General features: G+C 75.5%; 11 protein-coding genes. 5 read left to right on the top strand and 6 right to left on the bottom strand.

What is annotated here, in order from left to right:
• Positions 1–5: 5 nt before the first annotated feature.
• Positions 6–1,076, bottom strand: coding sequence for a zinc-dependent alcohol dehydrogenase family protein (locus JQN70_RS15825; RefSeq protein ID WP_204132326.1), 1,071 nt, complete (start codon positions 1,074–1,076; stop codon positions 6–8).
• A 119-nt stretch (positions 1,077–1,195) separates the two neighbouring features.
• Here JQN70_RS15825 and JQN70_RS21060 point away from each other — a divergent pair, with 119 nt between their 5' ends.
• Genes JQN70_RS21060 through JQN70_RS15810 form a run of 3 tightly spaced genes read left to right on the top strand, consistent with a single transcriptional unit; the run spans position 1,196 to position 4,331 of the window.
• Entirely contained in the window at positions 1,196–1,900 is a 705-nt protein-coding gene (locus tag JQN70_RS21060) for a DUF6498-containing protein (protein ID WP_204132325.1), read from the top strand.
• On the top strand, positions 1,897–3,150 hold the full coding sequence (locus JQN70_RS15815; protein ID WP_204132324.1) for an MFS transporter: 1,254 nt from the start codon (positions 1,897–1,899) through the stop codon (positions 3,148–3,150). Before JQN70_RS21060 ends, JQN70_RS15815 begins: the two co-directional genes overlap by 4 nt.
• Positions 3,147–4,331 (top strand): MFS transporter, encoded by a 1,185-nt coding sequence (locus JQN70_RS15810; RefSeq protein ID WP_204132323.1) that lies wholly within the window; start codon positions 3,147–3,149, stop codon positions 4,329–4,331. Before JQN70_RS15815 ends, JQN70_RS15810 begins: the two co-directional genes overlap by 4 nt.
• A gap of 7 nt (positions 4,332–4,338) precedes the next feature.
• Here the strand turns inward: JQN70_RS15810 and JQN70_RS15805 are convergent, their stop codons facing one another.
• Positions 4,339–4,971, bottom strand: coding sequence for a proteasome activator (locus tag JQN70_RS15805; RefSeq protein WP_304622405.1), 633 nt, complete (start codon positions 4,969–4,971; stop codon positions 4,339–4,341).
• Positions 4,972–5,088: 117 nt separating this feature from the next.
• On the opposite strand from JQN70_RS15805, the gene JQN70_RS15800 reads away from it, so the two are divergent.
• Both JQN70_RS15800 and JQN70_RS15795 read left to right on the top strand, forming a co-directional pair.
• On the top strand, positions 5,089–5,706 hold the full coding sequence (locus JQN70_RS15800; RefSeq protein WP_204132322.1) for a DUF2975 domain-containing protein: 618 nt from the start codon (positions 5,089–5,091) through the stop codon (positions 5,704–5,706).
• Positions 5,706–5,933 carry a helix-turn-helix domain-containing protein gene (locus JQN70_RS15795; RefSeq protein ID WP_204132321.1) on the top strand — a complete coding sequence of 76 codons (228 nt, stop codon included), beginning with the start codon at positions 5,706–5,708 and terminating at the stop codon, positions 5,931–5,933. Before JQN70_RS15800 ends, JQN70_RS15795 begins: the two co-directional genes overlap by 1 nt.
• A 47-nt stretch (positions 5,934–5,980) precedes the next feature.
• Here the strand turns inward: JQN70_RS15795 and JQN70_RS15790 are convergent, their stop codons facing one another.
• The 4 genes from JQN70_RS15790 to JQN70_RS15775 all read right to left on the bottom strand — a co-directional run bounded on the left by JQN70_RS15790 (position 5,981) and on the right by JQN70_RS15775 (position 11,674).
• Positions 5,981–7,228 carry an MFS transporter gene (locus JQN70_RS15790; RefSeq protein ID WP_204132320.1) on the bottom strand — a complete coding sequence of 416 codons (1,248 nt, stop codon included), beginning with the start codon at positions 7,226–7,228 and terminating at the stop codon, positions 5,981–5,983.
• A gap of 140 nt (positions 7,229–7,368) precedes the next feature.
• Positions 7,369–10,251 carry an ABC transporter permease gene (locus tag JQN70_RS15785; protein WP_204132319.1) on the bottom strand — a complete coding sequence of 961 codons (2,883 nt, stop codon included), beginning with the start codon at positions 10,249–10,251 and terminating at the stop codon, positions 7,369–7,371.
• A 32-nt stretch (positions 10,252–10,283) separates the two neighbouring features.
• Entirely contained in the window at positions 10,284–11,012 is a 729-nt protein-coding gene (locus JQN70_RS15780) for an ABC transporter ATP-binding protein (protein WP_204132318.1), read from the bottom strand.
• A complete protein-coding gene (locus JQN70_RS15775; protein WP_204132317.1) occupies positions 11,009–11,674 on the bottom strand; it encodes a PadR family transcriptional regulator in 666 nt (221 codons plus the stop codon). Before JQN70_RS15775 ends, JQN70_RS15780 begins: the two co-directional genes overlap by 4 nt.
• Between the last annotated feature and the right edge of the window lie 223 nt (positions 11,675–11,897).

The raw sequence follows: 11,897 nt of genomic DNA, 5'->3' as shown, positions 1-11,897 counted from the left end.
GGCCGTCAGCGACCCGGCTCGACGAGCACCTTGAGGCTCGTCGGGTCGGAGCGGAGCGTCTCGAGGGCGAGCGGGTACTCGTCGAGGCCGAACCGGTGGGTGACCAGGCCCTCGGTGCGCACCCGCCCCGAGCGCAGCAGGGCGAGCGAGCGGTCCATGCAGTCGACCTGCGCGAAGGAGCCCTTGACCGTCAGCTGGCGACGGAAGACGTCGTACGGGGAGAGCGGGATGCGGGCGTCCTCGTCGCACATCCCGTAGACGAACACCGTGCCGTTGGTCGCCGTGAGGTCCGGGAGGGTGGCGACGACGGGGGCGACCCCGGTGACGTCGACGGTGACGTCGAACCCGCCCGGCTGCAGGGCCGCGAGGGTGCGTGCGGTCTCGGCCGCATCCCGCGTGACCCGGACGACGCGGTCGACGCCGTACGCCTCGGCCAGCTCGAGCTTGAACGGCGTGGGCGCCGCCACGGTGACGCGCCCCGCGCCGCCGTGCAGGAGCAGCTGGGCGAGCAGCAGGCCGGTGGTCCCCGCCCCGACGACGAGGACGTCGGCACCGGGTCGCAGCCCGAGCGCGTCCATCCCGTGCACCGCGCAGGCCAGCGGCTCGGCGAGCACGGCCACCTCGGGCGGGAGGTCGTCGGCGGGGTAGACCTTGTGCGCCGGGCTGAGCAGCGACTCGGCGAACCCTCCGGGCGCGTTGACCCCGAGCGAGAGGAACTGCTCGCAGAAGAGGTGGTCGCCGCGCGAGCACTCCGGGCACCGGCCGCACGCCGAGGCGTTGTCGACGACGACGCGCTGGCCCGGACGCAGGTGTGCCACACCGGCTCCCACCGAACGCACCGTGCCGGTGGACTCGTGTCCCGGCGTCAGCGGGAACGAGGCGAAGAACCCGCCCTCGTGGAGGTGCAGGTCGGTGCCGCACACCCCGGCGAGGTCGACGTCGACGACGACCTCGCCCGGAGCGGCGACCGGCCGCGGCACCTCCCGCACGCCGAGCGAGCGGGGCGCGTCGTAGACGACGGCCCGCATCGGGGCGTCTGAACCGGCCGGAGCGGCAGGGGCGGTGGTGTCGGGCACGTCCCCTTCCTATCCGACGGGTGCGAACGGCGGAAGGTCCGTCCCGCTGCGGGTTAGGCTCCGCGGGTGCCGTCGACGACCCGCGCCCAGCGCGTGCCCCCGACGGCGGGGGACGTGCGGTGAACGTCCTCCTGTCCGGGCTGGGCCGCGTGCTCGGCCTCCGGCTCGTGCTGCGCCTCACCGAGGGGATGGAGCCGCGGCGGGCCCGTCAGCTGCTCGCGGCCACGGTCGTCGTGGTCAACGGGGCGCCGGTGCTCGCGGTGCTGAGCGGCGCCATCGGGTACGGCGACGTCTGGCTGTGGCTGGCCCTCGAGGTCGTGACGATCTACCTGTGGACCCTCCTGCGCGGGCTCCTCGCGCCGTCGACCGGCTCCCGGTTCGCGGTGGCGTTTTTCGGGTTCCACTACGGGATGTTCGCGCTCGTGCCGTTCCTCGTCGGGCTGTTCACCGTCCTGCCCACCGCCCCGCTGCGCAGCCCGGTCCTCACCGTCGTCCTCCTCGGCGGGATCGGCTTCCTCGCCGCCGGCTGGTCGATGGCCGGGCGCCTGCGGGCTCGCGCGCCGCTCTCGGTCGGGGACTGGGTGCGCGCCTACGCCCGGATGGCCCTCGCCTACGCCGCCCTCTTCCTGCCCCTCGTCGGGCAGCGGGAGGACGGCGACCTCACCCGGCTGGGCAGCCGGCTCGAGCTGACCCTCGCCGTCGGGGTCCTCGTCGCGAAGGGGCTCCTCGAGCTGGCGCTCGTCGTCGGGATCGAGCGGCGGGCCGATGGACGGGCCTACGTGCTCGGCCGGCCGGTGGTCGTCACGGTCCGGCGGTCGACGTGACGACGACGCCGGCTCCGCTGCGCGCGGACCGCGACTTCCGCCGGTTCTGGCTGGCCCGCCAGGTCTCGATCGCCGGCACGCTCGTCACCGCCGTCGCGCTGCCCGTCCTCGTCTACCGCCTGAGCGGGAGCCCGTCGCTCACCGCCCTCGTCACCCTCGTCGAGGGGCTGCCCTACCTGCTGTTCGGGCTGGTGTCCGGAGCGCTCTCGGACCGGCTCGACCGGCGCCGCGTCATGGTCGTCGCCGACCTCGTGAGCGCCCTGGCCATCGGGTCGGTCCCGCTCGCCCACGAGCTCGGGGTGCTCACGGTGGCCCACGCGCTCCTCGCCGGCTTCCTCGCCCAGGCCTCGTTCGTGTTCTTCGACGGCGCGGCCTTCGGCGCCCTGCCCTCGATCGTCGGGCGCGAGCGGCTCGGCGCGGCGAACGCGGCGATCTGGGGGTTCGGATCCCTGCTCGACCTCGGGATGCCGATGCTCACCGGCGTCCTGCTGGCCCTGATGCACCCCGCGCTGCTCCTCGGCGTCGACGCCCTGAGCTTCGCTGCCTCGGCGGCCTGCGTCATCGGGATCACGGTGCGGCTCAACGCGGTCCGCGACCTACCGCCGCTCAGTGCCGCCGCGCTCGTCGGCGAGGTGCGCGACGGCCTGCGCTACCTCGTCGGCCACGCCGGCGTGCGCTCGCAGACGGCCATCGGCTTCCTCCAGTCGCTGTCCGGCGCCGGCTTCATGGCCCTGTCGGTGCCGTTCGCCGACCGCATCCTCGGCGTCGGCACGAGCGGCTGGCGGTTCGGCCTGCTCTTCGCCACCTGGGGCGTCGGCGGCATCCTCGCCGCCCTCGTCACGCCGCGCCTGCACCGCCGGATGCCGACCTCGCGGGTCACCCTGCTCGCGCTGCCGGTGTCGGCCGCCTCGGGGCTCGTCGTCGTCACGACCTCGAGCTGGGTCGTCGCCGTCACGGTGATGGCCCTGTGGGGCGTCAGCTACCAGTCGGTCGTCCTCACCTCCATCACCTACCGCCAGCAGGTGACCCCGGAGCACCTGCTCGGCCGGGTCAACACGGCCGGGCGGATGCTCTCGTTCGGGGTCGGCTGGACGACCGGCGCGCTCGGCGCCGGCGCGGCGGCCGGGCTGCTCGGCACGCGGGGCGCGCTCGTCACGGTCGTGTCGGTCGGGGTCCTCGCCGCGGTCTTCGGCTGGCTGTCACCGCTGCGCACCCTCGAGCGGGACGGCGTGCGCGAGGCCGTGGCGTGAGCGCGCCCACGGCCGTGACCGGCGCGCGGCCGGCGTCGCGGTGGGCGCTGCTCGGTGCGTTCTCCCTCCTCGTCGCGACGACCCAGGTGCTCTGGCTGACCTTCGCACCGGTCACCGGCGAGTCGGCGCGGGCGCTCGGGGTGTCCGAGGGGCTGGTCGGTGACCTCGCCGTCGTCAACCCGTTGCTCTTCGTCGTGCTGGCCCTCCCCGCAGGCCGGTTCGTCGACCGCGCGCTGCACCCGACGCTCTCCGCCGGCGCGCTGCTCACGGTCGCCGGGGCCCTCGTCCGGCTCGTCGACACCTCGTCCTACGGCTGGCAGCTCGGCGGCCAGCTCCTCGCGTCGGTCGCCCAGCCGCTCGTCCTCACGGCGACGACGACCCTCGCCGTCCGGGCCTTCCCGCCGCGTGAGCGCACCGTCGCCATCGCCGTCGGCAGCGCCGCGCAGTTCGTCGGGGTGCTCGGCGGGGCGCTCGGGGGTGCACCGCTCGTCGCGGTCGGCGGGCTCCCGCTGCTGCTCGGGGTGCACGCCGTGCTCGCCGGCGTGGCGGCGGTCGGCGTCCTCGTCATGCTCCGCGTGGCCGCCCTCGCGCCGGTGGCCCACCGGGACGCCCACGGCCTGCGCTGGCTGCGCCACGAGCCCCTGCTCTGGCGGCTGGCCGGCCTCCTCTTCGTCGGCGTCGGGGTCTTCAACGCCCTGGCGACCTGGCTCGACCCCGTCCTCGCGGCGCTCGGGCACCCGGGCACCGGCGGCCCGCTCATCGCCGTGACCACCCTCGCCGGCGTGCTCGGGGCGGCCGTCCTCCCGGGGCCGGTCGCCGCGCGCGGGGCCCGCCGGCGGCTGCTCGTCGCGGCCACGGCGTGCACCGGCCTCGTCTTCGCGGCCCTCGTCGTCGTGCACACCCCGGTCGCCGCCGGGGTGCTCCTCGCCGTCCTCGGGTTCCTCCTCCTCGCCGGCCTGCCGGTGGCCCTCGAGTGGTCGGAGGCGCACGTCGGGGTCGCACGGTCGGGGACGGCGACGGCCGTCCTCCTCCTCGCCGGCAACCTCGGGGGTGTGCTGCTGGTGCTCGCGGTGCAGCCCGTCGTCGGGTCGCCGCGCCTGGCCCTCGGCGTCATCGCCCTCGCGGCCGTGCCGGGCCTGGCGCTCGCGCTGACGCTGCCCCGCCGCGAGGATCCGGCCTAGCCCGGACCTAGAGGTACTGGCCGGTGCCCTCGGCGTGGCCGCCCTCGGTGGGGCGCTGGGGCATCGGCATCGCGCCCGGCCCGGCCGGCGGGTGGCCCTGGCCGGGGGTCATGCCCGGGGGCAGCGCCCGCATCTGCTGGAGCTGGGCCTGGGCGGCCATCTGCTGCGCGACGAGCGCGGTCTGGATGCCGTGGAAGAGGCCCTCGAGCCAGCCGACGAGCTGGGCCTGGGCGATGCGCAGCTCGGCGTCGGAGGGCTGCTCGTCCTTGAACGGCAACGCGATCCGCTCGAGCTCGGCGACCAGCTCGGGGGCCAGGCCGTCCTTGAGCTCGGCGATCGAGCGGTCGTGGATGTCGGCCAGCCGCGCGCGGCCCCGCTCGTCGAGCGGCGCGCTGCGCACCTCCTCGAGGAGCTGCTTGACCATCGACCCGATGCGCATGACCTTGGCCGGCTCCTCGACGAGGTCGGCCGGGTTGGTCGGACCCTCGCGCTGCTCGCGCGGCTCGGCCTCGGGCTCGCGCGGGGCGACGCCCATCCCCTCCGGGGTGACGACGACGATGCGGCCCTCGTCGCCGACGACGGTCGCGGGGACGGCGCGCGGCTCGTCGTCGTCGCGGTCGGGACGCTGCGGCTCGCTCATCCCCTCATCCTGCCCCACGGTCGGCGCCCGGTCGGCCGGAGCACCTTGACATCGTTTCTCGATATGCATATCGTCTGTCGATAACAAATCGACCATCGATATGTCAGGAGCGGACCGATGAGCACCACCCCCCGTCCCCGCAAGGACCTCTGGGCCTTCGACCGTGCCGACCGCTGGGGCCTCGGCCTGCTGCTCGGCCTCGTCGCCGCCGTGACGACGGCGGTCGCCGTCGTGGCGCCGCTCGTGCGCTGGGCGGGCGGCGACGGCCTGCCGCTGCGCTACGTCGGGCCGCTCGCCGTTCCCGCCCTCGACCGGGCGGGGGTCGCCTACGACGAGCTCGGCGCGGTCGACGCCACCCTCGCGAACCCCAGCACCGCGCAGCGGCTGCTCGACCTCGCCCCGGGTGTCCTCGCCACCGTGCTCGTCGTCGTGGGCTGCTGGCTCGTCCTCGGGGTCCTGCGCGACGTCGGCAGCGGCGACCCGTTCCGCTGGCGCAACGTCGTCCGGCTCCGGGCCCTGGCCCTGCTGGTCGCCGTGGGTGCACCGGTCGTGTGGTTCGCGCGCAGCAGCGTCGACCTCTCGCTCGTCACGTCCCTGGACCTCGAGGAGGGCGTGGCCGGAGCGCTCTTCGAGCTCCCGTGGCTGCCCGTCGTCACCGGCATGGTCATCGCCCTCGTCGCCGAGGCGTTCCGGGCCGGCAGCCGGCTGCGCGAGGACGTCGAGGGGCTGGTCTGATGCCCGTCGAGGAGCCGCACCGGGTCGTCTGTCACCTCGACCGGCTGCTCGAGGAGCGCGGGATGACCCTCGCGGCGCTCGCCGAGGCCGTCGGTGTCACCGTCGTCAACCTCTCGGTCCTCAAGAACGACCGGGCCAAGGCCATCCGGTTCAGCACCCTGACGGCCGTCTGCGACGTGCTCGGCTGCCAGCCGGGCGACCTGCTGACCGTCGAGCCGCCCATCTGACCCCGCCGGCGCCCCACGGGTATCGGGTCACCCGATACGCCCGCGCTTCACCCCGGAACGGTTCCGGGGTGAAGCGCAGGGACGTCGGGTGAGGGCGCGCCCCGACGGAGCAGGGGCTGCGACGCGAGGGCCAGCACGGCCGCCGCGCACGCGGCGGTCACGGTGACGGCGAAGGCGCCCGAGTGGCCGTGGTCGTCGGCGATGCGCCCGGCGACCGCCGATCCGACCGCGTAGCCGAGGCCGGTCACCGACGCGAGGAGGGTCATCGCCGCGCCGATGCGGGCCGGCGGCACGGCCCGCTCGCCGAGGCGGAAGACGCTGATCATGTACGGCGCGATGACGAACCCGAGCACGAGGACGACGAGGAAGAGCCGCGGCACGGTGTCCGTGAGGAGCAGCGGCGTGCTGAGCACGGCGAGCCCGAGGGCGGCGACGAGGACGCGCGAGGGCACCGTGAACCGGGCCGGCAGCCCGGCGACCGCGAGCCCGGCGACGACCGACCCGACGCCGAGGGTCGCGTGGACGAGTCCGGCGAGCCCGGGCCGGCCGGCGAGGGTGGTCAGCACCGTCGTCCCCGTCTGCACCGACCCGAAGACCACGCCCATGAGCAGCTGGGCGCCGAGGAGCACGACGAAGGTCGCGGTCACGAGGCGCCCGGTGTGGTCGGCGGCCGGACGGTGCGCGTGGGTGAGGGCGGCGGTGTGGTGCACCGCGAACGCCGTGCCGAAGCCGAGCAGCAGCAGGGCGGCGACGACGAGCGCCACCGACGGGCTGGCGAGGACGGCCAGCACCCCGATGAGCGCCGGACCCATGACGAACGAGGCCTCGTCGGCCGCACCCTCGTACGAGAACGCCGTCTCCATGAGCCGCGGCTGGTGCTCACCCTGGTGGCGGGTCATCGGCCGCCAGCGCACCCGGGCCAGCGGCCCGACCTGCGGCATGAGGAGGCCGGCGAGGGCCGCGGACGCGACGACGAGGGCCGGCGCCGCCCCGCCGTGGGCGAGCCCGACGAGGAGCAGCAGGCCGGCGCCGCCGGCGAGCGACTGGGCGAGGACGACCGGCCGCTGCCCGATCCGGTCGGCGAGGCCGCCCGCCACGGGTGCACCGGCGGCGTTGGCCACGGCGAGACCACCGGCCGCGGCACCGCCGAGGCCGTAGGAACCGGTCGTGCCGGAGACGAGGAGGAGGGTGCCCATCTGGCTCATCGCCAGGGGCAGGCGGCCGACGAACGCGACGAGGACGTAGAGGGGGCCGGCGAGGGAGAACAGGCGCCGGTAGCTGGCGATGGGTGACACGGGTGCTGCCTTCGGGGTCCTGCGCCCTGACCCGTGCAGGGGTAGGGCGGAGCGGGCGTGCGCCGAACCCGCCTCCAACGACGCACCAGGACCCTGTGCTGCGCCGATTCTACCGGCTCGCGACCGGTGCCCCGCGCGCCTCAGGTCGCCCGGCGGGTGACCTGGGGCGCCCTGCGGATGCCGGCCGCGGCGAGCGCCGCCGCGACGACCGGGACGAGCACCCCGACGGTCAGCAGGGCGAGCCACGGGATGACGAGGACGCCCGGGGTGTCGACCGACCGGAAGGTCAGGGGGTCGTAGCCGTTCGTCGTCAGCGGCTTGGAGATGGCGATGCCGGGGACGAGCCCGACGGCCACCCCGAGCACGCAGCCGACGGCGGCGAGGACGAAGGCCTGCGCGGCCGCCATCACCCGCCGGGTCCCCCTCGTCGCCCCCAGCGCGGCGAGGGTGGCCTGGTCGGTCTGCTGCTCGGCGAGGGTCAGTGCGGTCGAGGTGAGCGTGACGACGAGGATGAGCAGCGAGAACACCCCGAGGAGGATGCCGACGACGAGGCGGTCGTCACGCTGGAAGCCGTCCTCGCGCTGGATGTTCCCCTCGTCCCCGAGCGCCTGCTGGATCCGCTCGAGCGCGGCGTCGGGGACGGGGCTGCCGTCCTCCATCCGCACCGTCCAGCTGCCCGCGCGCGTGTCGAGGCCAGCGACGGCGGGGCTGTCGGCGGCGAAGGCCAGGGTCGCGCCGAGCAGTCGCCCGCTGTTCTCCTTCGTCCGCGGGAGGGCGAGCGCCGGGACGGTCTCGTCGCGCTCGACCTTCAGGTCGGGGGCGACCGGCTGCTCCGCGGTGGGGTCGACGCGGTAGGAGCCGCTCGCGACCTCGGCCGTGCTGCCCCGGCCCCCGAGCACGACGACCGCGCCGGCGCGGACCCGGGCGGCGTCGGCGTCGGAGAGGTCGAGCCGGCGGAGGAGCTGGTCGGCGGGGAGCGCGAGGACCATGCCGGAGCCGTTGGCCTGCGTCCCGGCGACGAGGCACTCCTCGACGAACTGCCCCTCGACGGCGACGCCGCCCAGGGTCTGCTGCACCGAGCACCCGTCGGGCACGAGGGAGAGGAACTGCACGCGGTAGGGCTCCTGCGGAGCCGAGTCGTACGCGTAGTTCGACGGGTCGCCGGAGAGGATGGTGACGGGGTCGACCACGAGCCCCGGTGCGGCGGCCTCGAGCGCGGAGTCGTCGACCGCCTCGGGGCCGAAGGCGTAGAGGACGGCCTCGCCGGGCAGGGTGCTCGGCACGTACTCGCGCCGATTCTGCTCGGTGTCACTGGACAGGCCGGTGAGCCCGAAGGTCAGGCCGGCGACGGCGGCGAGCACGGCGGCGACCGAGGGGGCGCTGCGGGCGCGGTGGCGGGCGAGGTCGCGGGCGGACATCCGCAGCGAGGTGGGCAGGTGGCTGCCGAGCCGTCCGACGGCGGTGAGGAGCATCGGGACGAGCAGCAGCGAGCCGAGGATGAGGACGACCGCCCCGATGGTGACGAGGTACTCCGAGGAGTACCCCACGAAGCCCCGCAGCGGTCCGAGGGCCGAGGAGTCCAGGACGCCGGTCCCGGCCAGGGTGAGCACCGCGCCGACGACGGCCAGGAGGAGCCCCGCGGCGAGGACCAGCCGGCTCGGGCGTGGGGAGACGCTCTGCCCGCGCATCACCCCGACGATGTCCAGCCGGCCGAGGCGACGGGCGGGGACCAGCGCGGCGATCACCGTCGACGCCACCGCCGCCAGCGCGACGGCCCCGAGCACGAGCGGCCGGACGTCGAACGGGCCGGTGAGGGTGAGGTCGTCGGTGGTGCGGGTCCAGGCGACGACCGCCCACGCCGCCCCCACCCCGAGGACGGTGCCCGCCACGGCCGAGAGGGCGCCGAGGACGAGGGCCTGGCCGAGGACCGTGCGCCGCAGCATCGGGGTGTGCGCCCCGTTGCTCGCGGCGAGGGCCAGGGTGCGCCGCTGCCGGGCGGCGCTCACCGCGAAGGCCGGGCCGACGAGCAGCGTCGTCACGACGAGGAGCATCGCGGCCCCGAGCCCGACGAGCAGCGAGGTGTAGCGGTCGTCGCCGGCGAGCTGGCCGGCGATGTCGGGGTCGAGCCGGTCCACGCTCGGCGGGTCCTCGAGCACCGCCCGCGAGGTGACGCGGAAGCCGTACCCGTTGAGCTCTCGCACCTCGTCCCACGTGACGGGGTCGTCGCCGAGGACGATCCAGCGGCCGATGCCTCCGCTGCCGGCGTCGCGGGCCACCGGCTCACCGGCGGTGACCACACCGGCCTGCGAGTAGTCGAGCCGGGCCCCGGCCGTCCCGACGACCTCGAAGGTCCGGGTCGTCCCGTCGACGGTCCCGGTGAACGTCCCCGACCCGGGGACCCCCTTCGAGAGCGCGTAGGGCGTGAGGAGGACCTCGACCGTCGCGGCCGGGTCGCTCGGCGGGGTGGCCGGCCACCGGCCGGACAGCAGGTCGACCTTCCCCTCGAGCCCGGTCCGGCCGTCGAGCGCCAGGCCCTGGAGGGAGACCCGCCGGTCGTCGACGGTCGTGCGCAGCCCGTACTCGTCGAGGGCCGCGACGTCGGCCCCCACGAGCCGGGCCACGGCGCCGGCGTTCTCGAACGGGTCACCGCCGGGGTCGTACCCGGGCACGGGCGTGGCGGGCGGGACCTCGCCCTCGCCGTCGTCGCTGACGTAGCCGAAGGCCTGGTACGGGTCCGGGCCCTGGACGGCGGCGCTGGCGTCCGGCCCCTCGAGGAGGGCCTGGCCGCTGCCCATCGTCATGGGGATCTTCTCGGCGCCCTTGACGTCGGAGGTGTAGGCGATGGTGACGACGGCCGAGAGCAGGAGGGTCGGCAGGAGCACCATGACGACGACGAGGGCGCTGCGTCCTTTGTGGCGGCGGACGTCGCGGCGGGCCATCCGCAGGGCCACGGACCACGACGAGCGCCACTGGGCGAACCGGCTCGGCTCTGCGACAGGGGAGTCCGCGGGGCCGGGCGGCACGTCGAGGTCCGGCCGAGGCGGAGCGGCGGTACTCACCGGGGGCCGCCCGAGGCGAGCAGGTCCTCGGCGTCGTCGGCCGCGCCGGTCGTGTCGACGACCCGTCCGTCGCGGAGGAAGACGACGCGGTCGGCCCACGCGGCGTGCCGGGCCTCGTGGGTGACGAGCAGGCCCGCGACGCCGTCGTCGCAGCGCTCGCGCAGGACGCGCAGCACCTCCTCGCCGGTGTGGCTGTCGAGGGCGCCGGTCGGCTCGTCGGCGAGGACGAACCGGCGGCTGCCGACGAGCGCCCGGGCGATGGCGACGCGCTGCTGCTGGCCACCGGACATCTGGTCCGGGTAGCGGTCGGACAGGCTCATGAGGTCCATGAGGTCGAGGGTGTGTCGGGCCGCGCGCCGCGCCTGGCGGGCGCGCATCCCGTCGAGTTCGAGGGGCAGGGCGACGTTCTCGGCCGCGGTGAGGCTGGGGATGAGGTTGTAGTCCTGGAAGACGAAGCCCATCCGGCGCCGGCGCAGCTTTGCGAGGTCGCGGGGGGAGAGGCTGCCGAGGGTCTCGCCGCCGATGCTCACGGTGCCCGAGGTCGGGGCGTCGAGGCCGCCCGCGACGTTGAGCAGGGTCGACTTGCCCGAGCCGCTCGGGCCCATGACCGCGACGAGCTCGCCGGGGTGGATCTCGAGCGAGACGTGGTCGAGGGCCACGACGCGGGTCTCGTCGTGGCCGTGGACGCGGGTGACGTCGGAGATGACGACGTGTGGCGTGCTCATGCGTGGGTCCCCTCCCGGTGGGCCGGCGCGGCGCCGGCGTGGTCGTGCTCGGGATCGGCGGCGGTGCCGTCGTCCGGTGTGTCGTGGTCCTCGCGGGTCCGGCGCTCGCGCGCGTGGCGGGCCAGCACCGACTCGACGTGGTCGAGCCAGCGGACCTCAGCCTCCGCGGCGAAGACGAGGTTCTCGAGGACGAGCAGCCAGGCGAGGCCGTTCCCGGTGTCGTGGGTGCCCTCGGCCGTCCCCTCCGCACGGTCGAGGGCGTCCCGCTTGAGCCGGGTGAGGTCGCGCAGCTGGCGCAGGGTCGAGGTGCGCTGGGCCTGGACGACGCGCTCGACGTCGACGCCCGGTGCGGTGACCGCGAGGGCGAGCTTGATGGTCAGCTCGTCGCGCGGGGTGCTCGTGCGGTCGACCGGGGTGGTCCACCAGCCGGCGAGCTCGGCCCGGCCCGCCGGGGTGAGCCGGTAGGCGATGCGGCCCTCGGCGTCCGGCTCGCCGGCCTGCTCGACGAGACCGTCGCGGACCAGCCGCTCGAGGGTCGTGTACACCTGCCCGACGTTGAGCGGCCAGGTGCCGCCGGTGCGCTCCTCGAAGTCCGAGCGCAGCCGCGCGCCGTACGAGTCGCCCTCGGCGAGCAGGGCCATGAGGCCGAGCCGGACCGACATCCCGCCCCTCCGTCCCCGGGGTGCATACCCGGTATTGCGTGCTGACCGAGAGATGTATACCGAGTATCACCGGGGGAGGTCAAGCGCGCCGGGCCGACGGGGGCGACCGCCCGGGGTGCCCCGACGACCTCTCGCCGACCGGGCAGTGGCGGAGGGGCGCCCGCGCGGCGCAGGATGGGCCCGGTAGGTCCGTCGACGAAGAGGGAGACCCGATGCTCGTCCC

It is taken from the genome of Phycicoccus sonneratiae (assembly GCF_016887965.1).
Classification (GTDB): domain Bacteria; phylum Actinomycetota; class Actinomycetes; order Actinomycetales; family Dermatophilaceae; genus Phycicoccus; species Phycicoccus sonneratiae.
Note: the sequence above shows the minus strand (reverse complement) of the source record. Positions and strands in the feature narration are given on the sequence as shown.